Source organism: Parvibaculum sp., from assembly GCF_049651025.1.
Taxonomy (GTDB): domain Bacteria; phylum Pseudomonadota; class Alphaproteobacteria; order Parvibaculales; family Parvibaculaceae; genus Parvibaculum.
In genome coordinates this window covers 20,311-41,522 of record NZ_JBASBH010000061.1, presented here as the reverse complement: position 1 = coordinate 41,522, position 21,212 = coordinate 20,311, and the positions used below count along the sequence as shown (strand labels likewise).

Annotated in this window: 25 protein-coding genes; 8 read left to right on the top strand and 17 right to left on the bottom strand. The window is 59.7% G+C overall.

All coding sequences use genetic code 11. The features are described 5' to 3' along the window. Nucleotides 1-320: 320 nt before the first annotated feature. Complete coding sequence (locus WA943_RS07940) at nt 321-767, top strand: MucR family transcriptional regulator (protein WP_424469325.1); 447 nt, start codon at nt 321-323, stop codon at nt 765-767. Nucleotides 768-795: 28 nt separating this feature from the next. Here WA943_RS07940 and WA943_RS07935 read toward each other — a convergent pair whose 3' ends face one another. The 8 genes from WA943_RS07935 to WA943_RS07900 form a co-directional block, all read right to left on the bottom strand. Beyond that, the gene (locus WA943_RS07935; RefSeq protein ID WP_424469324.1) at nt 796-1,092 is read right to left on the bottom strand and encodes a DUF6898 family protein; all 297 of its coding nucleotides are present in this window, start codon (nt 1,090-1,092) and stop codon (nt 796-798) included. Beyond that, complete coding sequence (gene hemA / locus WA943_RS07930) at nt 1,082-2,293, bottom strand: 5-aminolevulinate synthase (RefSeq protein WP_424469323.1); 1,212 nt, start codon at nt 2,291-2,293, stop codon at nt 1,082-1,084. Before hemA ends, WA943_RS07935 begins: the two co-directional genes overlap by 11 nt. Before the next feature lie 153 nt (nt 2,294-2,446). Continuing rightward, nucleotides 2,447-3,259, bottom strand: coding sequence for a glycerophosphodiester phosphodiesterase (locus WA943_RS07925; RefSeq protein WP_424469322.1), 813 nt, complete (start codon nt 3,257-3,259; stop codon nt 2,447-2,449). A gap of 40 nt (nt 3,260-3,299) precedes the next feature. Continuing rightward, the gene (locus tag WA943_RS07920) at nt 3,300-4,553 is read right to left on the bottom strand and encodes a L,D-transpeptidase family protein (RefSeq protein ID WP_424469321.1); all 1,254 of its coding nucleotides are present in this window, start codon (nt 4,551-4,553) and stop codon (nt 3,300-3,302) included. A gap of 150 nt (nt 4,554-4,703) precedes the next feature. Further along, nucleotides 4,704-5,210, bottom strand: coding sequence for a transcriptional regulator LdtR (ldtR, locus tag WA943_RS07915; RefSeq protein ID WP_424469409.1), 507 nt, complete (start codon nt 5,208-5,210; stop codon nt 4,704-4,706). Nucleotides 5,211-5,359: 149 nt separating this feature from the next. Further along, entirely contained in the window at nt 5,360-6,268 is a 909-nt protein-coding gene (mmsB, locus tag WA943_RS07910) for a 3-hydroxyisobutyrate dehydrogenase (protein WP_424469408.1), read from the bottom strand. Next, entirely contained in the window at nt 6,265-7,317 is a 1,053-nt protein-coding gene (locus WA943_RS07905) for an enoyl-CoA hydratase/isomerase family protein (RefSeq protein ID WP_424469320.1), read from the bottom strand. The genes mmsB and WA943_RS07905 overlap by 4 nt, the downstream gene beginning before the upstream one ends. Before the next feature lie 2 nt (nt 7,318-7,319). Beyond that, nucleotides 7,320-8,459 (bottom strand): isobutyryl-CoA dehydrogenase, encoded by a 1,140-nt coding sequence (locus tag WA943_RS07900; RefSeq protein ID WP_424469319.1) that lies wholly within the window; start codon nt 8,457-8,459, stop codon nt 7,320-7,322. A 154-nt stretch (nt 8,460-8,613) separates the two neighbouring features. Here WA943_RS07900 and hemB point away from each other — a divergent pair, with 154 nt between their 5' ends. Continuing rightward, nucleotides 8,614-9,618, top strand: coding sequence for a porphobilinogen synthase (hemB, locus tag WA943_RS07895; protein ID WP_424469318.1), 1,005 nt, complete (start codon nt 8,614-8,616; stop codon nt 9,616-9,618). On the opposite strand, the gene WA943_RS07890 is transcribed toward hemB, so the two are convergent. From WA943_RS07890 to WA943_RS07855, 8 genes are all read right to left on the bottom strand, one after another. Continuing rightward, nucleotides 9,615-10,082, bottom strand: coding sequence for a TetR/AcrR family transcriptional regulator (locus WA943_RS07890; protein ID WP_424469317.1), 468 nt, complete (start codon nt 10,080-10,082; stop codon nt 9,615-9,617). The genes hemB and WA943_RS07890 overlap by 4 nt on opposite strands. 96 nt (nt 10,083-10,178) lie before the next feature. Further along, nucleotides 10,179-11,330: a hypothetical protein gene (locus WA943_RS07885; RefSeq protein WP_424469316.1), complete on the bottom strand. Its 1,152-nt coding sequence runs from the start codon at nt 11,328-11,330 to the stop codon at nt 10,179-10,181. A 256-nt stretch (nt 11,331-11,586) separates the two neighbouring features. Then, complete coding sequence (locus tag WA943_RS07880; RefSeq protein WP_424469315.1) at nt 11,587-12,468, bottom strand: NAD(P)-dependent oxidoreductase; 882 nt, start codon at nt 12,466-12,468, stop codon at nt 11,587-11,589. A gap of 58 nt (nt 12,469-12,526) precedes the next feature. Further along, the gene (locus WA943_RS07875; RefSeq protein ID WP_424469314.1) at nt 12,527-13,477 is read right to left on the bottom strand and encodes a hypothetical protein; all 951 of its coding nucleotides are present in this window, start codon (nt 13,475-13,477) and stop codon (nt 12,527-12,529) included. Nucleotides 13,478-13,525: 48 nt separating this feature from the next. Beyond that, nucleotides 13,526-14,410, bottom strand: a complete 885-nt coding sequence (locus WA943_RS07870; RefSeq protein ID WP_424469313.1) for a hypothetical protein — start codon at nt 14,408-14,410, stop codon at nt 13,526-13,528. Continuing rightward, nucleotides 14,407-14,811 carry an ExbD/TolR family protein gene (locus WA943_RS07865; RefSeq protein ID WP_424469312.1) on the bottom strand — a complete coding sequence of 135 codons (405 nt, stop codon included), beginning with the start codon at nt 14,809-14,811 and terminating at the stop codon, nt 14,407-14,409. The genes WA943_RS07870 and WA943_RS07865 overlap by 4 nt, the downstream gene beginning before the upstream one ends. After that, a complete protein-coding gene (locus WA943_RS07860) occupies nt 14,808-15,215 on the bottom strand; it encodes an ExbD/TolR family protein (RefSeq protein ID WP_424469311.1) in 408 nt (135 codons plus the stop codon). Before WA943_RS07860 ends, WA943_RS07865 begins: the two co-directional genes overlap by 4 nt. Nucleotides 15,216-15,236: 21 nt before the next feature. Then, the gene (locus WA943_RS07855) at nt 15,237-15,995 is read right to left on the bottom strand and encodes a MotA/TolQ/ExbB proton channel family protein (protein WP_424469310.1); all 759 of its coding nucleotides are present in this window, start codon (nt 15,993-15,995) and stop codon (nt 15,237-15,239) included. A gap of 170 nt (nt 15,996-16,165) precedes the next feature. On the opposite strand from WA943_RS07855, the gene WA943_RS07850 reads away from it, so the two are divergent. Next, entirely contained in the window at nt 16,166-16,702 is a 537-nt protein-coding gene (locus tag WA943_RS07850) for a MarR family winged helix-turn-helix transcriptional regulator (RefSeq protein ID WP_424469309.1), read from the top strand. On the opposite strand, the gene WA943_RS07845 is transcribed toward WA943_RS07850, so the two are convergent. Then, nucleotides 16,699-17,187 carry a flavin reductase family protein gene (locus WA943_RS07845; protein WP_424469308.1) on the bottom strand — a complete coding sequence of 163 codons (489 nt, stop codon included), beginning with the start codon at nt 17,185-17,187 and terminating at the stop codon, nt 16,699-16,701. The genes WA943_RS07850 and WA943_RS07845 overlap by 4 nt on opposite strands. A gap of 261 nt (nt 17,188-17,448) precedes the next feature. Here WA943_RS07845 and motA point away from each other — a divergent pair, with 261 nt between their 5' ends. The 5 genes from motA (at nt 17,449) to WA943_RS07820 (ending at nt 21,187) form a co-directional block, all read left to right on the top strand. Continuing rightward, nucleotides 17,449-18,315, top strand: coding sequence for a flagellar motor stator protein MotA (gene motA / locus WA943_RS07840; protein ID WP_424469307.1), 867 nt, complete (start codon nt 17,449-17,451; stop codon nt 18,313-18,315). 21 nt (nt 18,316-18,336) lie between these two features. Then, a complete protein-coding gene (locus WA943_RS07835) occupies nt 18,337-19,278 on the top strand; it encodes a flagellar motor protein MotB (RefSeq protein WP_424469306.1) in 942 nt (313 codons plus the stop codon). An 82-nt stretch (nt 19,279-19,360) separates the two neighbouring features. Continuing rightward, a complete protein-coding gene (locus WA943_RS07830) occupies nt 19,361-19,843 on the top strand; it encodes an RDD family protein (protein ID WP_424469305.1) in 483 nt (160 codons plus the stop codon). A gap of 96 nt (nt 19,844-19,939) precedes the next feature. After that, complete coding sequence (locus tag WA943_RS07825; RefSeq protein WP_424469304.1) at nt 19,940-20,677, top strand: arginyltransferase; 738 nt, start codon at nt 19,940-19,942, stop codon at nt 20,675-20,677. A 30-nt stretch (nt 20,678-20,707) separates the two neighbouring features. Then, nucleotides 20,708-21,187, top strand: a complete 480-nt coding sequence (locus tag WA943_RS07820; protein ID WP_424469303.1) for a hypothetical protein — start codon at nt 20,708-20,710, stop codon at nt 21,185-21,187. Nucleotides 21,188-21,212: the final 25 nt, after the last annotated feature.

Below are 21,212 nucleotides of genomic sequence, written 5' to 3'. Positions count from 1 at the left end.
GGCAGACCAGACTGCGTGTCTCAATTTACAAACTTTGGCATGCCGATCGCCCCGGCCTGAATTTCACATTTCACCAGAGGGCAAATATTCCATCAGTCAAATACATGACCAATGTCCAGTATACCAAGGTATAATTTTAACTGTACGAGGTTTGATCTCGGTTAAACTTGTCAGTTTGGCGCAAGATAGCGCAACGAATAAGATTAAAAGAAATCACATGCCTTGAAGGGGCGAGACTTAACGCGTTAAAAGGGTGTCGCTATTCTGAAAATGACGGCCCGGCGAATTCGCTGCACGGCAAAGAGAGGCTTTCGCTGCTGATGACTGAGAGCAAAAACAAGACCGACAGCGATGCCACTGAGATACTCAGGCTGGCGAGCGAAATAGTGTCGGCATATGTGAGTAACAACACAGTTTCGACGGACGATCTGGCGGGAATGATCCGTACTGTTCACACCACGCTTCTCAACATCGAAGCCGGCGTCGAACAAAGTAATCAGGACCTCACTCCGGCAGTTCCGATCAAGAAATCCGTGACCGCGGATTTCATCATCTGTCTTGAAGATGGCAAGAAATTGAAGATGCTGAAACGCTATCTTCGATCCCAGTACGGAATGACCCCCGAAGAATATCGCGCGCGCTGGGGCCTGCCGTCCGATTACCCGATGGTGGCGCCGAATTATGCGGCGCAGCGCTCACGCCTGGCAAAGCAGATCGGCCTCGGCAGAAGCGCGGCAGACGCACCGAGGGCACGCCGCAAGAAATAAGCTCGCGGCGTAACGAGACGCCATAGCATCAAACGATAATTCCACCGCCTGTCCCGCCGGTCGACGGGTCGTTGGGTTTTGGCGCGCCGCCGCTGTCCCGGCCAAGTCGCTGCTGCAATTTCAGCAAGGCGATGCGCTCAAGTTCCCGGTGAGATGCCGGGCCAGCCGGACCGACCACAGACACCTCGATCCCCGTAGCAACATCGACGGCCGTCACCTTGACGCTGCCGCCAATCGGCGTGAACTCGAAAATGACTTCGCGTGAGCCGCCGCTCTTACCCGAAGGCGGCGCAGGAGGATTTCTGTTTCCGCTCTCAGGCGGCACGCTGGATCTTTCGTCGCGTCCACACCTGATCGAGCGCCTTTACGAGATCGCGCATCATCTCGTCGGTGTGAACCGGGCATGGCGTGAACCGCAAACGCTCGGTACCGCGCGGAACGGTCGGATAGTTGATCGGCTGAACATAGACGCCGTGCTCCTGCAAAAGATCGTCGGTGACCTGCTTGCAGATGACGGGATCGCCCACCATCACCGGCACGATATGGCTCTCGCACATCATCACCGGCAATCCGGCTTCAGCCAGCATGCGCCGAAGCATTTGCGCACGCTCCTGATGCTGCTCACGCTCGACACTGCTGGCCTTGAGATGCCGAACCGCTGCGAGCACACCGGCAACGAGCACCGGCGCGAGCGAGGTCGAGAAAATGAAGCCCGGCGCATATGAGCGCAGAACGTCGATCAGAACCGACGAGCCCGCAATATAGCCGCCCATAACGCCAAAACCCTTGGCAAGCGTGCCTTCGATGATATCGACCTTGTCGAGAACGCCGTCGCGCTCGGCAATGCCGCCGCCGCGCGGGCCATAGAGGCCGACCGCATGAACTTCGTCGAGATAGGTGAGAGCATTATATTGGCGCGCGAGATCGCAAATCTCGCCGATTGGCGCAATGTCGCCATCCATCGAATAGACGGATTCAAATGCGATAATCTTGGGCTGCGCGTGATCGAGCTGCTTCAGCAGAATTTCGAGATGCCCGAGATCGTTATGGCGCCAAATGCGCTTCGGGCCACCGCCGCGCTTGATGCCTTCGATCATCGAGGCGTGGTTCATCTCGTCGGAGATGATGACGCAATCATTGAACACACGCGCCAGCGTCGAGAGCGTCGCGTCGTTCGCCGCATAACCAGACGTGAAGAGCAGCGCCGCTTCCTTCTGGTGAAGATCGGCGATCTCATGCTCAAGCTCGACATGGTAGCGCGTCGTGCCGGAAATATTGCGTGTCCCGCCGGAGCCCGCACCAACCTCGTCGATGGCGTGGTGCATGGCCTCAATCACTTTGGGATGCTGGCCCATGCCGAGATAGTCGTTGGAGCACCAGACGACGATGTCGCGCGGACCTTGCGGCGTGTGAAGCGTGGCGCGCGGAAAGTCTCCGCGGCGGCGGAGGATGTCTGCGAAAACCCGGTACCGGCCCTCGTCCTTTACAGTCCGCAAGGCCTCGTTGAGTTTCGTCTGGTAATCCATGGCCGCAATTCCGTCACTGCTCCGGCCTGCGAACGAACCGTTGGCTTCTCCAGCGCCTCGTTCCCTTGCCCCATCACTATACACAACTTAGCGACCATTGGCTGACCGGCCACAAGCGAATTGTCGCATAAGTTTCACTACTTACGGCAGTATTTAAGACGTCCAGAGCCCTCTTTCCAGCAGAACTTTCTTGAGAACAGCGGGTTGATCAGTCATCAGGCCATCGACACCAAGGTCGATCAGCCGGTTCATTTCAGATGGCTCGTCTATGGTCCAGACATGGACCTGAAGCCCCGCTTCATGGGCCCGGTCAACCAGCGCCCTGTCGACCAGCCGCAGTCCTTTCTGCTTCACCGGGATCTGGGCGCAGCCCTCACTGAAGCGGCCCCATAGTCCTGCAAACGGTCCGCTCCAGCTCGACAGGCGCAACCGGGTGGTTCCGACAGGCCCGAGCCCGGTGCACAGACGCGGCCCCAGCGCTTCACGCACAGCGCGAGTGCGTGCATCCGAAAACGAGGTCACGCAAATCCGGTCGAGCGCTGCGGATGCCCGCAAGACGCGGATCAGCGGCTCGACGGCATTATCGCGTTTCGGGTCGATATTGATGCGCACTTCCGGCCAGGCGAGAAGCAATTCTTCAAGCCTCGGGATCGGCTCCAGCCCTGAGACGCGCGCCTTGGCGACATCCTCGAAATCCATCTCGGCTATGACGCCGACCCGGTCCGTCACGCGATCAAGCTGATCGTCATGAAAGGCAAGCAACACGCCGTCCCGCGTCGCATGAACATCGGTTTCAATGTAGCGATAGCCGAGATCGACCGCGCCCTGAAAGGCCGGCATGGTGTTTTCAGGCCAATTGCCCGCGCCGCCCCGATGGGCAAATGCGAGAATGCCTTCATGCTCAAGATATGGAAATTTGGCCGGTTGTCGCGACGGCATCGCCTGCAGCCCCCTCATCTCGTCCATGCCCCCCACAGACGATTCCAGCGCCGATCTTAGTCTAAATTCAGGAAGCGGTAGCGCTTACCTTGCGGTCGCGGTCATAGACGTCGTCACGAAAGTTGACGACCCCGTCCTCCCCGACCCATGCCGTCAGGTACATGAGATAGACAGGCACGGGCCGCAGCATCGACACGTCCTTGTGCTCGCCGCTGGTGATAACCTGATCAATGCGGGCGCGATCCCAGCCGGGCGTATCCTTCAACAGCCATGCAGCCAGATCGCGCACTTCCTGCACCCGAACGCAGCCGGAGCTGAAATTGCGCGCCTGACGCCCAAAAAGCGCCTTTACCGGCGTGTCATGCAGATAGACGGCAAAGGGGTTGGGGAAGTTGATCTTGACCGTGCCGAGCGAGTTCAACCGGCTCGGGTCCTGCCGCAGGCGATACTGCCTCGTCACATTGGGGTCCGACCAATTGACCGTCGACGGATCGACCTCCTGGGCCGTGTCCGACCAGCCACGCAGAACGCGAATGCCCATGCGCTTCAGGAACAGCGGATTTGCCCTGATCTTCGGCAGCAGATCCTTCATCGCAATCGACTGCGGCACGTTCCAATAGGGGTTCAGCACAATCGAATTGATCCTGCTGGTATATTCCGGTGTCTGACGATCTTCCTTGCCGACGATGACGCGCTTGCGGATCACGACATCGCCATTCTCGACCGCCTCGACTTCCTGCCCGGCAATATTGACGAAGACATAGCGGCGCCCCAGCGTCGGCGCGACATCGTTGAGACGCTTGAGATTGACTTCGAGTTGCTGAATGCGCGCCTCGACCGGAACGTTCAGAGCCGCAATCGTCGCCCGCCCGATCGATCCGTCAGGATCGAGCCCGTGGCGCGACTGAAAGCGGCGAACGCCTTGCAGGACCATATCGTCGAAAAGCGACTGATCGCCTTCCGACACGGTAATATCGCCGGTCGCGAGCAGGCGCTTGCGCAGCAGCACGATACGGCGGTCGCGCATGCCTTTTTCGAGCCGCTCGCCTTGAGGAATTGCCTCCCAGCCGCCCCAGTTCTGAATCTGCTTGTACATGGAGATGGCGCGGATGACCGGCCAGAAACCGGCGTCGCCGAGCGTCGGCACCGTCGATTTCAATGCCGGGTCGTCGGTCGCCTGAGCGCTCGCATTTGCCGCCCATGGATCGATCCATTGCGTCTCGACGGGGTCGTAGCTCGACGCAGCCATGGCGTGGCCGCCGCCGATGGCAAGCATCGACGCGACAAGTGCCGCAAACTGAAAACCGCGCGCGAACCTCAACGGTCCCTCGAACTTCCCCCGGGGTCAGTCCCCGGACAGATATTAACCATTTCGGGACACGCCGTCCGCTACTGGGACAAAAACATGCGGACAGCCGCCCTCAGCCTCGCAAACTGCAAGTTTCGTGCGGGCGGTCCTTAACGGGAAATATCAGAGGCGATAGCGAATCTGGTCGGTCCAGAAGCGTTCGAGCTTGTGCAGCGTCGCATTGATCTGGCGCAGCTCGTCATTGCTGATGTCGCCGACTTCCGCCACCGAACGGCAATGCTTGTTGTAAAGCTCGTCGATCGACTTGCAGATAGCGTGGCCCTTGTCCGTCAGGCGAACACGCACCGAGCGGCGATCCAGCCGCGAGCGCTGATGGCTGATGTAATCGGCCTCGACGAGCTTCTTCAGATTGTAGGAGACATTCGAGCCGAGATAATGGCCGCGCGTGCGAAGCTCGCCCGCCGTCATTTCCGCATCGCCGATATTGAAGAGCAGCAAGGCCTGAACGCTGTTGATTTCCGAGCAGCCCACGCGATCAAGTTCATCCTTGATCACATCGAGAAGGCGGCGATGGAGCCGTTCGACATAGGTGAGCGCTTCCAGATAGGCGGGTTTCGCCGCGACCTCGTCGTCGTTCGCAATGGCCTTGCCGGCCTGGAGGTTGGTCATACCCATGGAATAGCCCTTCTCAATTCAACAGCAGTCTCGGCAGGACGAAAGACGCCCGCTCCGCCAAAGACTAACCGCAACGGTCCTAACGACTGGTTTAAAACGGCACCAGTTTGAACCGATTGAGAAATGCGCCCCCAGCAGGCGCCTCAGATTTCGCCTTTAATGAGCTTAATTATTCCTGAAAAGTCGAGTCCGTCATGGCCCGAGGCTTCCATCAGCGCGTAAAGCTGCGCGGCCTGAGCGCCAAGCGGCGTCGGCGCCTTGGCGGTCTTTGAGGCATCCTGGGCAAGCCGGAGGTCCTTCAGCATCATCGCCGCCGAGAAACCGGGCTTGTAATCGCGGTTCGCGGGCGATGTCGGCACCGGGCCCGGCACCGGGCAATAAGAGGTCATTGACCAGCACTGGCCGGATGCGGTGGAAGAAATATCGAACAGCGTCTGCGCATCGAGGCCAAGCTTCTCGCCAAGGGCGAAGGCTTCCGAGACGGCGATCATCGAAATGCCGAGGATCATATTGTTGCAGACCTTGGCGACCTGCCCGTTTCCGGCGCCGCCCGCATGGAAGATGTTCTTGCCCATCTGTTCGAGCACGGGCTTTGCCTTGGCAAAAGCTGCATCCGATCCGCCGACCATAAATGTGAGCGTGCCCGCTTCAGCGCCGCCGACGCCGCCGGACACCGGCGCGTCGATCATCGCCATGCCGGCCTTCTCCGCCGCCGCGATCACATCGCGCGCCGAGGGCACGTCGATTGTCGATGAATCGATGAAGAGCGTGCCCTTGTTGGCGACCGCGATAAGGCCATTGTCGCCGAGATAGACGGAGCGCACATGCTCGCCCGCCGGAAGCATGGTGACGACGAATTCGACATCCCTCGCAACATCGGCCGCTTTCGCCGCCTTTGTCGCGCCCGCCTCGACAAGCGCTGCGACCGCCTTTTCGCTCAGATCGAAAACCTTGAGCTTGTGTCCCGCCTTGGCGAGATTCTTCGCCATGGGTCCGCCCATATTGCCGAGCCCGATAAATCCGATGGTCGCCATATTGGTCTTCTCCCTCAGTCGAATGTCAGTTCGTCGGAACCCAGCGTCGCGAAATAAGCATCGACATCGGCCTGCGCGACCGCTTCAAGCGTCGCAGGCTTCCATTGAGGCTTCTGATCCTTGTCGATGATGATCGCGCGCACGCCTTCATAAAAATCATGCCCGCGCATGAAGCGATTGGTCAGGCGGAATTCAAGCTTCATCGCTTCCTCGAACGAAAGCTTCGCGCCAGCCCGCACTTGGCCATAGGTGACGAGAAGACTCGTCGGCGATTTCGTGGCAAGCGTCGCCAGAACTTTCAGCGCCCACTCGCCGCCATCCGCCTTCAGCGACGCAATGATCTCCGCGACCGAACCCTTGCAGAAATGCCGGTCGATCTGTTCGCGCGCCGCGCCGAGCGACGCCGCGCCCACATCTGCTGAAAGCCCTTTGAGCGCGGCATCGAATGCCTCACTTCGCGCCAGTCGCGCCTTCAACTCGCCAAGCTTTTCGGCAGGCACATAGACATCGGCAATGCCTGCATAGATCGCATCCGCCGCCTTCAGCCGCTCGCCGGTCAGCGCCAGAAACATGCCAACCTCGCCGGGGCAACGCGGCAGGAAATAAGTTCCGCCCACATCGGGGAAAAGGCCGATACCGGTTTCCGGCATCGCGAAGGTGAGCCGCTCGGTCGCCACGCGATGCGATCCATTGACCGACACGCCGACGCCGCCGCCCATATCGATGCCGTTCATCAACGCGATATAGGGCTTGGGATAATTCTTGATGTAGGTGTTGAGGCGATATTCCTCGCGATAGAAGTCGATGACATTGCGGTCGCCCGCCTTGCCCCAATCATGCAGGGCGCGAATGTCGCCGCCTGCGCTGAACGCCCTCTCGCCCGAGCCTTCGATGATGACGAGCTTGATGCTCTCATCCGCCGCCCATGCCTTCAACTGCGAATGAATCGCGCGCACCATGCCCAGTGTCAGCGCATTGAGCGCCTTGGGACGATTGAGCGTGATGATCCCCGCAACGCCGTCACGAGCGAACAGAACTTCATCTTCTACGGCGACTTCTTGCGACATGCTCAACTCTTCAACAACTCGCGCGCGATGATGACGCGCATGATCTCGTTCGTGCCCTCAAGGATCTGATGCACGCGCAGATCGCGCACATGCCGCTCCAGCGGGAAATCATTCAGATAGCCGTAGCCGCCGTGAATTTGCAGCGCTTCATTGGCAACGCCGAAGCTGACATCGGTAACAAAGCGCTTGGCCATCGCCGCATGCATGGTGGCATCCGGCGTTTTCGCATCGACCTTGGTTGCGGCCTGATAAAGCAACAGCCTCGCGGCTTCGAGCTCGGTCGCCATATCCGCGAGCTTGAATTGCAACGCCTGAAACGACGCAAGCGGCTTGCCGAATTGCTGGCGCTCGCCGAGATAGGCCTTGGCGCGATTGAACGCGGCCTGCGCCGTGCCGAGCGCACAAGCGCCGATGTTGAGACGCCCGCCATCGAGCCCCATCATCGCGATCTTGAAGCCCTCGCCTTCCTTGCCGATCAGATTGCCGACAGGCACACGGCAATCTTCAAAATTCACCTGAGCGGTCGGCTGCGAATTCCAGCCCATTTTTTTCTCAGGCGTACCGAAGGAAAGACCCGGCATTCCCTTCTCGACGACGAGACAGGAAATTCCCTTCGCACCCGCTTCGCCGGTGCGCACCATGCAGACATAAATATCGGATGTGCCGCCGCCCGAGATGAAGGCCTTCGAGCCGTTGAGCACATAGTGATCGCCGTCGCGAACCGCCTTGGTGCGGAGCGATGCCGCATCCGAACCGCTTGACGGCTCGGTCAGACAATAGCTGGCGATGATCTCCATCGTCGTGAGGCGCGGCAGCCATTTGCGGCGCTGCACCTCATCGCCGAATGTGTCGATCATCCATGACGCCATATTGTGGATCGACAGGAAGGCCGCCGTCGATGTGCAGCCAGCCGACAGCGCCTCAAACACCAGCGCCGCATCGAGCCGCGTCAGCGCCGAGCCGCCCACATCTTCCTTCACGTAAATGCCGGCAAGGCCAAGCGCCGCCGCCTTGCGCAACGTCTCCACCGGAAAGAAGGCGTCGCGGTCCCAGTCGGCCGCAAAAGGCTCAAGCTCTTCCGCGGCAAAAGCCCGCGCCATATCCTGAAAAGCTCTTTGATCGTCGCCGAGTTCGAACCGCATGAATGCCTCCATCCGCGCCGTTTTGCGCAGTTAACCCCTGATACTGGCCGTCATTTGACCTGTCAACGAACCCCCGGAAAACACAAGGTCGAAAGCGGAGGTTGACGCTGGGGCACGTTGCACGACCCCGGCTCAGGCGTTATGAGTCTGCGCCATGAAAACGAACCCCGCATCCGCCTTCCCCGCCACCCGCCTGCGCCGCAATCGCAAGGCGGACTGGTCGCGCCGCCTCGTGTCCGAAAATACGCTGTCGGTGAACGACCTCATCTGGCCGCTCTTTCTGATCGAAGGCAAGGGAAAGCGCGAGCCGATCCCCTCCATGCCGGGCGTCGAGCGGCTGAGCGTCGATGAGGCGGTGCGCGCCGCTGAGGAAGCTGTGAACCTCGGCATTCCGGTGCTCGCTCTTTTCCCTCATACGTCGATGGAAAAGCGCGACACGATGGGTTCGCTCGCAACCGATCCGAACAATCTCGTCTGTCAGGCGACACGCGCAATCAAGAAAGCCTTTCCGCAAATCGGCGTTCTCTGCGATGCGGCGCTCGATCCCTTCACCAGCCACGGCCATGACGGCCTGATGGATGGCGAACGAATTTTGAACGACGAAACCGTCGAGGTTCTCGTGCGCCAGTCGCTGATGCAGGTGGAAGCAGGCTGCGACATCATCGCGCCGTCCGACATGATGGATGGCCGCGTCGGCGCCATACGCGCCGCGCTCGAAGAAGCCGGACACATCGACACGCAGATCATGTCCTATGCGGCGAAATTCGCCTCCGCCTTCTACGGCCCCTTCCGCGATGCCATCGGTTCGAGCGGCGCATTGAAGGGCGACAAGCGCACCTACCAGATGGACCCGGCAAACGGCGACGAAGCCTTGCGCGAAGTCGCGCTGGATATTGCCGAAGGCGCCGACATGGTGATGGTGAAGCCGGGCATGCCTTATCTCGACGTGCTTCATCGCGTGAAGGAAACTTTCGGCCTGCCGACCTTCGCCTATCAGGTGTCAGGCGAATACGCGATGCTTGCAGGCGCAATCGACAACGGCTGGCTCGACCGCGACCGCGTCATCCTTGAAAGCCTGATGGGCTTCAAGCGCGCGGGCGCCGACGGCGTGCTGACCTATTTCGCACCTGTGGCCGCCAGGCTCATCCAGAAGCTCTAGGCTGCAACGTCGCCCAAGCCGGCCAGAAGAAGCGACGCCGCACCATGAAGCGCGGCGAGCCCTCCCGCCTCTTCCGTCAGCTCGGCAACATGCGCGACTTCTTCCTTGCGCTCGGCCGCCGCATCGTGATCGCCAAGCGGCCCGAACATCAATTGATAACGCCCCGGAAAATCGCCCGCGAAAGTGAGATAGGCCTCGCGCAAGCGCCGCGCGCTGCCTGCATTTTCCAGATCGGCAATCAACATCTCGTAGCCTTCGAGCGCGACAGCCCCCAGCAGTACGTCAAGATTTGCAAAGTGCCGGTAAGGAGCCGCCTCGGAAACGCCTGCGCGCCGCGCCGCTTCGCGCAATGTCAGCGCAGCGCGGCCGCGAATGTCGATCAACGTCGCGGCCGCATCAAGCAGCGCGCGTTTGAGATCGCCATGATGGTAACGCGTTTTCTGGCCTCTCAACCGCGCCCGCATCGCCGTTCTCCATTTGTCCAAAACACCTATATGTTATCAGTGTTAACATTAAGGGCAATATATAAAACAGAACAGTCCGTGAACTGAGAGGTTTATTCACCCGATTTTGGAATGAAAGACATCGTGAAATCCTGCGATTTGCACGACCGTGTCCATGAAGAACCCGTTAAAGCCGCTTTGCATGCAGATGGAATATGCACCGAGATTTCCGAACTCGATCCAGTCTCCCTCGCCAATACTATCGGGTAAATCGAACCGGACTTTGAAAACATCGAGGCTGTCGCAGGTCGGCCCGAATATGCGAAACGGCTTGAGCGCACCTTCAACGGTGCCGCCTGTCTTGCGCGCAATCGCGCGAACCGGCGGCTTCAAATCCGCGAGATGAATTTCCGACAGCGCTCCGTAAATGCCGTCATTGATATAAAGATCGTCGCCCTTGCGAAGCTGCACCTGCGTGAGCACCGAGCAACCTTCCGCGCAAAGCGCGCGGCCCGGTTCGGCGAGCAGCGGCTCGTCCATACCAAGGTCGCGTTTGGCGGAACGGATCACATCGAAATAAGCTTCGAGCGGCGGAACCGGCTCGCCATATTCAGCCGGGAATCCACCGCCGATGTCGAAATACTCGATGGGCACCTGCGCGCGCTTTGCGATATCGGCGGCAGCGCCCATTGCAAGCCTATAGGCCTGCGGGTCCGGGCACTGGCTGCCGACGTGAAAGGAGATCGCCGTGCGACAGCCTCGTCCATACGCCTCTTTCAAGAGCGCTACGGCATCATCCGGCTGCGCCCCGAACTTCGACGACAGATTATAGAGCGCCAGATTTTTCGCCGTCGCGATACGCACCTCGACTGTGATGTCACATCCCACGATTTCAATGAGCTTGTTCAACTCGTGGATGTGATCGACGACATAGTGACCGATGCCGTAAACATCTGACGCGGATTCCAGTGCGCCGCGCGATTTGACCGGATGGTTGAAATAGCAATGCGCGTCGGAAAACAGCTCCGAGATTTTCGCAATCTCCGGCAGCGACGCCGTATCGAAATGCCTTATGCCCGCACCATATAGAGCGCGCAGCACATGCTGGTCGGGATTACTTTTGATGGCATAGAGAACCGTGCCCGGAAAACCGTCGATGAAGGCTTTTGCGCGCGCCTGCAGAATGTCCGGAAACACCAGAAATACCGGATAGGACGGATTGAGTCGCTCGATCACCTCGGCAACGGAAGAGAATCGAACTTCTTTCACCACAAGCCTCGCTCACAAAAGACGATGTTAAAACAACTCCGCGGCAGATTTCTGTCCCCACTGTGACAGTCCGGCCGGGCATTGGGCAAGGATGTCGACTTGGCGGAGAGCGGGGCGCTCCTCCCGCCTCGGCGCTTCTTTGATCCCGGCTGATCGATGGCAGCTCGCCATTTGCCTTTCCTGTCCCTGGCGGCAAGCTTCTGAGAAGAAGCCGTACCCGGATCAATCGCACCCGAGCGCAGAAACGCGCTCGGGTTTACTTCTCGGTGTTTCGCTGCAAGCGCGCGATCAGGCTCGACGTGTCCCAACGCTTTCCGCCCATAGCCTGAACTTCCGAATAGAACTGATCGACCAGCGCCGTCACAGGCAAATGAGCGCCATTGGCGCGCGCCTCATCGAGACAGATCGCGAGATCCTTACGCATCCAGTCGACGGCAAAGCCGTGATTGAACTCACCGGCGATCATCGTCTTGTAGCGGTTTTCCATCTGCCAGCTTTGCGCCGCGCCCTTTGAAATCACATCGATCACGGCAGCAGGATCGAGCCCCGCCTTTGTCGCAAAGTGAATGCCTTCAGACAGCCCCTCGACAAGGCCGGCAATGCAGATCTGGTTGACCATCTTGGTGAGCTGACCGGCACCCGCAGGACCCATCAGTCGCACAGCGCGCGCATATGTCGTTATCACCGGCTCCGCGCTTGCATAGACCGCCTCGTCGCCACCCGCCATGACGGTAAGGATGCCTTTTTCCGCGCCGGCTTGTCCGCCCGACACAGGCGCATCGACAAAGCCGATGCCGAGCGCTCGCGCCGCCTCATCCAGCTCACGTGCGAGCAAAGCGGAAGCCGTCGTGTGATCGACGAAAATCGAACCGCGCTCCATGCCACTGAAAGCGCCATCTGCGCCGCGCGTTACGGCGCGAACATCATCGTCATTGCCGACACAGGCAAAGACGATGCGCGCGCCCTTTGCCGCCTCGCGCGGATTGGGGGCCGCCACGCCGCCATATTCGCCCACCCAGGCATCGGCTCGCGCCGCCGTCCTGTTATAGACGGTGACCTCATGCCCTGCCTTTTGCAGATGCCCCGCCATCGGATAGCCCATGACCCCGAGCCCCAGGAACGCCATCTTCTCAGCCATTGCCGCCTCTCGAAATTCGATTGTTCATGCAAGTTAGCAGGCGGCGGGCGATTGCGCGCTATTTCACTTCGCCTTCACCGGCAAGTCGTCCGGCTTTGCAAAGCGCGGAGGAATCGTCCGTGCATGGCGCGTAATAGAGCCGGACGACAGGGCCATCGGTCGTCAAATCGTAGCAATCCTTGGTGTTGTAATTGATGACCTCGGATTGATGGCACCAGCGGTTGCCTTCAATCCACCAATGTCCGGTTCCGCTTTCGTTGCGCGTCGAAGAATATTGGCTGTGATAGGTCTGAAAAAAATAACGCGTCAGCGTCACCTCGCTTGTGCCATCCGGGTTAAGCTTGATGACCGTGTTGATGAGGCGGTTGCCGCCGCGAATGTCTATGCGTCCCATTTCCAGATGAAATGTGCGCCCTGCCATTTGCGAACGGACCTGGGAGCCGAGCATCAGCGTCCCCTTCTTGTTGCGGATGGTTTCAGGCGCGTCGCCTCCGCCGCCTGCGCCTTTCCCAGCCGCCATGCCACGCCCCACACCGGCAAGCTCATCTTCGAGACTGACCTCTTCGCTCGGCGCTTCGCTGTTGGCCTCGGTCGATGTCGGCGCCTGTACCGGCGGCGACACTTCTACCGGCTTGGGCGAAGGTTTCTTTCGCGGCTTGATCTTGGCCTTGGGGTTTGGCGCGGCCTCGAGCCTTGTGCGCGCCGCCGGTTTTGGCTTCACCTCCTGCTTGGGCGCTTCAGTCGGTTTTGGCTTCGGCTTGTCGAGATGAACCAGCGTCGCGTTCAAGACACCCTTGGCCGCAAACCTGTCATGCCCGACGCCCATAGCCAGACGATAGGCTGCCGCATCGCCGCCGCCCGGCCCCGGCGTGCCGATGAGCGCGAGGCGATACAGGACCATCAGAATGAGCAGCGCATGAAAGAGGATGGACAGAACGAACGCAGTGTCCGTTCCATCATTCGGTGAAGGCTTTCGATCCTGACGTTCGGCGAACAATGCGGCTGGCACGTTACTCGCTCCGTCAAAAACAACCGCGCCCCGGCTCCCGCCTTTGCGCTACTTCACTTCGCCCTCGCCTGCGAGCCGCCCGGATTTACAAAGCGAAGAAGATTCGCCCGTGCAAGGCGCGTAGTAGAGACGAACCACCGGCCCGTCTGACGTCAGATCATAACAGTCCTTGGTATTGTAGCTGATGATCTGCGACTGGTGGCACCAGCGATTGCCGTCCACCCACCAACGACCGCTGGCGCTCTGGCTGCGCGTTGACGAATATTGCGAGTGGTAGGTCTGGAAATAGTAATTGGTCAGCGTCACCTCGCTCGTCCCGTCAGGGTTGAGCTTGATAACAGTGTTAATGAGGCGATTGCCGCCGCGAATATCGATACGCCCCATTTCCAGATGAAAACTGCGCCCCGCCATCTGCGTCGCGATCTGGCCGCCTGAGAGGGACGTGCCTTTCTTGTTGAGGATCGTCTCCGGCGCATTGCCGCGCGCGCCCTGCCCCTTGCCGCCCGGCAGCCCCATGCCGGCAAGCTCTTCCTCAAGAGTAAGCTCCTGTTGCGGTTCCTCCTTGATTTCTTCAACCACGGGTCGCGGCTCTTCGTCCTTTTTCTTTCGCGGCGCGACTTCGGGTTTGGGCTTTGGTTTGGGCTTTGGTTTCGGCTTTGCCTGAGGCTGAACCTTCGGCTTCTCTATCTGCGGTTCCGGTTTCTTCTGAGGCGCAAGAGGCGCCGCAAACCGGTCATGCCCCGCACCGGCAGCAAGCTGGAACGTCACAGCCTCGCCACCGCCCGGCCCTGGCACACCGAAAATGCCGCCTATATTCATGCCGAAGAAAAACAGCGCGAGATGGATCAGCACGGAAATGCCGATGAAGATCGCAAGCTTCGGCCGCTGCAAAATCGGCACGCCTGAAAAATCGCTGTCCGATGCAACGCTCACGGCGCTTGCTCCGTCTGTATGGTCACTTCCTTGACGCCGGCTGCGCGCAAGGCCTCCATCAGCGTCAGCAGCGCATCGGCGGGCGCCATCAGATCGGCCTTTACCGCGACCCGGTCCGTGCCCGCCTCCTTGAGATATCCCTGAACGAGCAGGTTTGACAATTCAGGCGGCACCATGTTCTTGCCGAGCCAGACAAAGCCGTCCTTCTCCATATAGATGACGGCTGGCTCCCGCGTGTTCTTGTCGTCAAACGTGCCCGTCGGCAAATTCACATTGACGGGCTCCGATGGCCCCATGGTTCCCGCAAGCAGAAAAAAGATCAGCAGCAGGAACACCACGTTGATGAGTGGCACCATGGTTTCGTAAGGCGGTCTGCGGCGGGGCTCGTCCAGATCGATCATGGCGTGAACTTCTCGATACGAGCCGTCGCAACATTCCTCGCGCCCGCAAGACGCGCCGCTTCGACGGCGCTCACAAAAGCCTGCGTGCGCGATCCCTTTTCCGCAAGGATCGACACGGTCAAATCGGTGCGTCCGCCAAGCGCCGTCTTGACGGCTTCATTGAGACTGTCCGCCGTGACGGGCTTTTCCGCAACACGGGTGGAACCATCCGCCATCAGCCATATCTCCACGACATTGGCGTCCTGCGGCAAGGCGCCAGCCGATTGCGACGGGGTCGACACCGTCAAGGTCTGCGAATGCATGAAGGTCGTCGACAGCATGAAGAATATGAGTAGCTGAAATACGACATCGATCAGCGGCGTAAGGCTGAACAGACCGCGTCGCCTGATAGGCTCATCGAACATAGCGAGCCGCTCCGCTTTGATTTACTGCGCTGCTTTTACGCGTGAGGAGCCCGGCCGCGCATGCAGCCCGGCAATGACGCGGGCAGATGCATCGCGCATGGCGAGGCGCACCTGATCGACCTTGCCCTCGAACAGATTGAGCGCCGTGATCGCAGGCAGCGCGACGACGAGGCCGACGGCGGTCGTCAGCAGCGCCGTCCAGATGCCGCCGGACAGCAATGCCGGATCGACCTTGCTGCCGCCCTCTTCCAGCTTCTGAAACGCCTGGATCATGCCGATGACGGTGCCAAGCAGGCCGAGAAGCGGCGAGACGTTGCCGATGATTTCAAGCCAGCGGAAATAGCTCTGAAGCCCGCCCAGTTCGACCGCGCCGACACGGGCAATCTCGGACGCCACGTCCTCGTCGCGCAAATCGCCGCGAATTTTTGCGCGAACGCCTGCGGCCATGGCGCGTGCAAGTGGCGTGCGATGCTTGTTGATGATCCGCAGCGAACCTTCGAGATCGCCCGCTTCAATCCGCTCGACCGCCGGATCGACGAAGGTCCGCCGCGAAAGGCCAGCCGTCCAGAATTGAAAGATCTTCAGCAGGATGACAGCCGCCGATATGACCGAAAGCACCAGCAAAAGAGTGACAATCGGGCCACCCTTGTCGATCAGTGGCCCAAGCGCATACCATGGCTCGGCTGCACCGCCGCTCAGCGCAGAAGCGCCCTGAGCGACCAGATCGGCAGCAGTCTGGCCTGTTTGCGCCGCATCTGCGGCAATTTGCTGTTCCGGCATTTCCATCCCCATGGTCGATACTGACTACTCACCTCTGCGGAAAGTCCATGACCGCGGGGAGCTTTTTTAGTAAATTACCGTTACGAAACCACTGGGAACGGCGGGCGTCAAGTCGAACTCCCGCATTTGGTCGGTTGCGTGTGAACCAGCCTCCGTCGGGAGAAAATTCGATGGCGATAGCAAAACGACCGGCTGTGCTGCCCGTCACTCCGGCAAAAAGCGCAGCGCCTGATCCGCAGGCGGACGAACGCTTCTCTCCGCAATATTTCCTGAACCTCCTCACGGAAGTCGGCACCCTGCTCGCAACCGTCTATGACCGGCGCAGCACGCTCTCACGCAACCAGAACCGTCTGATCGGTTCGCTCATGAGGCGCGACGGCCAAACGCAGACGGAACTCGCTCACGAGCTGGAGATTCACAAGGTATCGGTCGGCATTTACGTCAACGAGCTTGAGAAGCTCGGACTGGTGGAACGCCGCCTGCACCCCACCGATCGCCGCGCGAAATGCATCTTCCTGACGCCGCTCCTGCACGCCACAAAGCACATAGGCATTGGGTTTTACGAGACGATCCACCATGTCGCCACGCAAGGCGTAGCGCATGACGAATATCTGACGATGCTCGATTGCATCGCCTTGATGCGCGCCAATCTCGCAACCCTCGACAAGCAGGATCGCGAACGCGAGACGGCCCAGAAAGAAGCTTAGAAGTTCCCCGCCGCGAGGCCCTGATAGCCGCCGCGATGATAAAGAAGCGGACGCCCGTCTTCGCTATATTCGTAATGCGTCACCCGGCCGAGCAGAATGATGTGATCGCCCGCATCGTGACGCGCATATACATCGCATTCAAAATGCGCCAGAGCGTCTTCGAGTGCCGGGCAGCCATTCGCCCCGGTTCGCGTCGCCAGCCCTTCAAGACTGTGATCGCCCTGCTTGGAAAGCCGCGAGGAAATCTCGCGATGATCTTCGCGCAGTATGTTGACCGTGAATGCCTCGACCTTGCTGAAGATCGGCATCGTGTCGGACTTCTTGTCGAGGCTCCAAAGCACGAGCGGCGGATCGAGCGAAACCGACGAGAAGGAATTAACCGTTATACCGATAGGCGCACGCCCCTCGGCCTGCGTCGTGATGACGGCGACGCCGGTGGCAAAACAGCCGAGCGCATTACGGAATTTTCGTGTGTCTTCGGCCATCTTGGGGCGACCCTGTCTAATCCGTCAAAAATACCGGATCGGGGACGATTTATGCCCGCGCTCCGGTTCATGGCCGATTTAGGGCATGGAAACGCTCCCGCGCAACCCGAATAGGGCGCAAAGCCACAGATTTTCACGCAAACCGGTTTGGTTAAACCTGCTGTTAACAGCCACCGCGCACAATGCAGACAGACAGGAAGTCTGCGGGAATGGCTCGCTCCCGTAATTGGTGGGACTCACTAGAAGAAAGTGGCGGACGCGATGCGGCTGATCGTGGGCATTCTCGTTGTGCTTGTGAGCGTTTTTGGGGGCTATGCTGCCTCCGGCGCACACATGGCCGTTCTGTTTCAGCCCTTTGAATTCATCATTATTCTCGGTGCGGCGGCTGGCGCTTTCGTCATCGGAAACCCTCCGAAAGTGCTGAAGGGCATCGGCGGCATGTTCGCCACACTCCTTCGTGGGCCTCGCTACAATAAAGCCGCCTATCTTGAACTTCTCGGCCTCCAGTTCACGCTCTTCAAACTCGCCAAGAGCAAAGGCAACCTCGCCCTCGAGGTTCATGTCGAGAACCCGAGCGAATCTTCGATCTTTGCCGCATTCCCGATCTTTGCCGCCGACCACCACGCGGTCGAATTCATGTGCGACTACCTGCGCATGATCACGCTCGGCACGGAAAACGCGCATGAGCTTGAGACCCTGATGGATGAGGAGCTTGAAACCCATCATCAGGAACGCGAGCAAATGGTTTCGGGTATTCAGGCGCTTGCCGACGGTACGCCTGCGCTTGGCATCGTCGCCGCCGTGCTCGGCGTTATCCATACAATGGGCTCGATCAATCAGCCCCCGGAAGTTCTCGGCCACCTCATCGGCGGCGCGCTTGTCGGCACCTTTCTCGGCGTGCTTTGCGCCTACGGCCTTTTCGGCCCGATGGCCCAATCGCTTCGCAATATCTTCGAAGCGGAATCGAAATATTATCTCTCTATGAAAGCGGGCTTGCTCGCGCATATGGCGGGCTACGCTCCTGCCGTTTCAATCGAATTCGCACGCAAGGCGCTGATGTCAGACGTGCGGCCGACCTTCATCGAAGTCGAGCAGTCCACAGCCAACCTGCAACCCGCCGCGAGTTAATGGCATAACGGGAACAGGGTCATGGCCGACACACCGATCATCTACAAGAAAATCAAAAAAGCGGCGCATGCTCATCACGGCGGCGCATGGAAGATCGCTTATGCCGACTTCGTGACGGCAATGATGGCGTTTTTCCTGTTGATGTGGCTCATCAGCATGACGACGCCGGAGCAGAAACAGGGCCTCGCCGACTATTTCGCCCCCGCCAGCGTCAGCCGTTCCACCAGCGGCTCAGGCGGCATCATGGGCGGCACGGCATTCGATGCCGAAGGTTCGCGCATGCCCGGCTCAGCGCCGCGTGTCGTGATGACGATCTCGACGCCCGCTGCACCGAAGAGCCCGGAAACCAACAATCAACGCACCGCAAGCAGCTCCAACGGTTCGAAAGATTCGACCAACGCCGCGCAAGCCGCAAACGACATTTCGAGTGCCAACACGTCCCCCGTGCAGAGCAACTCGGTCGAGGAACAGAATTTCCGCAGCGCCGCCGAAAGCCTTCGCCAGGCGATGCAGGACAATCCCGAACTGGCCGAACTGTCGAAGAACGTCATCATCGATGAAACGCCGGAAGGCCTGCGCATCCAGATCATCGATCAGGACGGCCGCTCGATGTTCCCCTCGGGCCATGCCGAGCCCTATGAACGCACACGCATGCTGTTCAAGGCGGTCGGCAAGATCCTGCTCAAGCTGCCGAACCGCATCAGCATCTCCGGCCATACGGATTCAAGCCCCTATCAGGGAACGCCGGGCTATACGAACTGGGAACTGACGGCTGACCGCGCAAATGCCGCGCGCCGCATTCTCGAATCGCAAGGCCTCCCCAATGACCGCATTTTCCAGGTCGTCGGCAAAGCCGATTCCGAGCCGCTCTTTCCCGAAGACACGCGCATGGCCGCAAACCGCCGCCTCACTGTCGTGCTCCTGCGCGAAGCCCCGCCCGCGCCGCCCGGCCTCGCGCCCTAAAGGCGTAGCCCGCCTTGCGGAAGCCCCATTTCGTTCCTATGTCACGAAATCGGTTTGCACATAGAGGCGAGCGGGAAGCACAATGAGCGAGCAAAACAGCCTGGTCCGCAACGACCCGGCAGCGTCAGGCGTCACCTATGAGTGGCCGAACAGCGCTTTTGAGGGCGTGATCTGGGCGCGCTCCATCGCCTTCATTGTCGATCTCGCCATTGTTGCGGTGATGGTTTTCGCTGCAACGATCGTTTTCGGCATTCTTGGAATTCTGACTTTCGGGCTGCTCTGGCCGGGCATGGCGCTGAGCCCGCTCATCGCGCTTGCCTATTTCACCATGACCCTTGGCGGCCCGAATTCGGCGACGATCGGCATGCGCTGGCAGAACATCGAAATTCGCACCTGGGACGGGCGGCGTCCGGGCTACATCCAGGCCGCAGTCCAGACGATCCTTTTCTATATCACCGTAACGGTCGGCACGGTTCTCGTGCTCATCGTCCCGTTCCTGAATGCGCGGCGGCGCTGCCTGCACGATTTCCTCTGCGGCACGGTCATTATCCGCGCGCACGGCTAGTCCAAACGCGACAACTACTCTCGTCACACGCCCGCTTCCGTCCTATCCTGTAGGCGCCGGCCAGCCGCCGGCGACAGAAGGTGTGGACATCCCGCTGTGACTGAGCATTTCGGCAACCGTTTTCCGCAGTTCTACATAACGACGCCGCAGCCCTGCCCTTATCTGCCGGGTCGTTATGAGAAGAAGGTGTTCACCCACCTTCTGACGGAGAACGCCATTGCCCTTAACGATACGCTGACCCAGGCAGGCTTCCGCCGCAGCCAGAACATCGCCTATCGGCCAGCCTGTGACGGCTGCTCGGCTTGCATCTCGGTGCGCGTCCTCGTCGACCAGTTCGAACCCAATCGCAGCTTCCGCCGCATCCTCGCGCGCAACGCCGACCTCACCGGCGAGGCGATGCCCGCCCGCGCGACACAGGAACAGTTCTCGCTCTTGCGCTCCTATCTGGATGCCCGCCACGCCGAAGGCGGCATGGCCGACATGACGCCGCTTGATTACGTCTCGATGATCGAGGACACGACGGTACGCACCTCGCTGATCGAATATCGCATGGCTGGCGAAGGAGACCTGCCAGGCACCCTGCGCGCAACCTCCCTGACCGATACGCTCGAAGACGGCCTGTCGATGGTCTACAGCTTTTTCGATCCCCTCGCGCATGATCGCAGCCTCGGCAGCTTCATGGTCCTCGAGCACATAGCGCGCGCCAGAGCGATGGGCCTTCCTTACGTGTATCTTGGCTATTGGGTCGCGGATTGCCGCAAAATGGCTTACAAGATGCGCTTCCGCCCGATTGAGGCCCTTGGCATGGACGGCTGGCGTCCCATGCCCGCCTGACCACCAAAAATTCCTTACACGGAGATATTGATGGCTCGCCCGCCACAGCAAGACCTCGGCAAGCGCATGATGAACCAGGCCCTCGCGGTTCTCGTCATGGTCGGCGTCATCGCCTACTTCATCTATTCGGGCAATGTTGAAGTCGACGAGCCCATCACGCTGGACGTCGTCACCACACAGATCGACGGCAATGCACCGGGCCAGCCGATCAAACTCGACGTCGCGCTGAGGCTCGCCAACAATTCCAAGGAGGGCATGGCCCTCACCGTGAAAACACAATGCGAAGTGTTCAACTGGTTTCTGACGGGCAAGGATCGCGAATTCGTTCAGTCGCAAAAGGACGACCCCGTTTGTCCGAAGGAAACGGTTTCGACCTGGCTGGAAACGAAACACACGATGAAAGAAAACTTCGTACTCGACCTCGATCCGAGGCGCGTGAAGCCCGGCGACTATCTTCTCTTCATCCGCTATTGGGGCCAGGAGGCCACGATGCCGGTGACGATCAAATAAAACAAAACAGCCCCGGTGTTTACAC

What these genes read in the sequence shown, in the direction of transcription:
- WA943_RS07940 (WP_424469325.1), top strand. Translation starts at nt 321, where the DNA reads ATGACTGAGAGCAAAAACAAGACCGACAGCGATGCCACTGAGATACTC.
- hemA (WP_424469323.1), bottom strand. Translation starts at nt 2,293, where the DNA reads ATGGATTACCAGACGAAACTCAACGAGGCCTTGCGGACTGTAAAGGAC.
- WA943_RS07925 (WP_424469322.1), bottom strand. Translation starts at nt 3,259, where the DNA reads ATGGACGAGATGAGGGGGCTGCAGGCGATGCCGTCGCGACAACCGGCC.
- ldtR (WP_424469409.1), bottom strand. Translation starts at nt 5,210, where the DNA reads ATGACCAACCTCCAGGCCGGCAAGGCCATTGCGAACGACGACGAGGTC.
- WA943_RS07905 (WP_424469320.1), bottom strand. Translation starts at nt 7,317, where the DNA reads ATGTCGCAAGAAGTCGCCGTAGAAGATGAAGTTCTGTTCGCTCGTGAC.
- WA943_RS07900 (WP_424469319.1), bottom strand. Translation starts at nt 8,459, where the DNA reads ATGCGGTTCGAACTCGGCGACGATCAAAGAGCTTTTCAGGATATGGCG.
- hemB (WP_424469318.1), top strand. Translation starts at nt 8,614, where the DNA reads ATGAAAACGAACCCCGCATCCGCCTTCCCCGCCACCCGCCTGCGCCGC.
- WA943_RS07890 (WP_424469317.1), bottom strand. Translation starts at nt 10,082, where the DNA reads ATGCGGGCGCGGTTGAGAGGCCAGAAAACGCGTTACCATCATGGCGAT.
- WA943_RS07880 (WP_424469315.1), bottom strand. Translation starts at nt 12,468, where the DNA reads ATGGCTGAGAAGATGGCGTTCCTGGGGCTCGGGGTCATGGGCTATCCG.
- WA943_RS07865 (WP_424469312.1), bottom strand. Translation starts at nt 14,811, where the DNA reads ATGATCGATCTGGACGAGCCCCGCCGCAGACCGCCTTACGAAACCATG.
- WA943_RS07860 (WP_424469311.1), bottom strand. Translation starts at nt 15,215, where the DNA reads ATGTTCGATGAGCCTATCAGGCGACGCGGTCTGTTCAGCCTTACGCCG.
- WA943_RS07855 (WP_424469310.1), bottom strand. Translation starts at nt 15,995, where the DNA reads ATGCCGGAACAGCAAATTGCCGCAGATGCGGCGCAAACAGGCCAGACT.
- WA943_RS07850 (WP_424469309.1), top strand. Translation starts at nt 16,166, where the DNA reads ATGGCGATAGCAAAACGACCGGCTGTGCTGCCCGTCACTCCGGCAAAA.
- WA943_RS07845 (WP_424469308.1), bottom strand. Translation starts at nt 17,187, where the DNA reads ATGGCCGAAGACACACGAAAATTCCGTAATGCGCTCGGCTGTTTTGCC.
- motA (WP_424469307.1), top strand. Translation starts at nt 17,449, where the DNA reads ATGCGGCTGATCGTGGGCATTCTCGTTGTGCTTGTGAGCGTTTTTGGG.
- WA943_RS07835 (WP_424469306.1), top strand. Translation starts at nt 18,337, where the DNA reads ATGGCCGACACACCGATCATCTACAAGAAAATCAAAAAAGCGGCGCAT.
- WA943_RS07830 (WP_424469305.1), top strand. Translation starts at nt 19,361, where the DNA reads ATGAGCGAGCAAAACAGCCTGGTCCGCAACGACCCGGCAGCGTCAGGC.
- WA943_RS07820 (WP_424469303.1), top strand. Translation starts at nt 20,708, where the DNA reads ATGGCTCGCCCGCCACAGCAAGACCTCGGCAAGCGCATGATGAACCAG.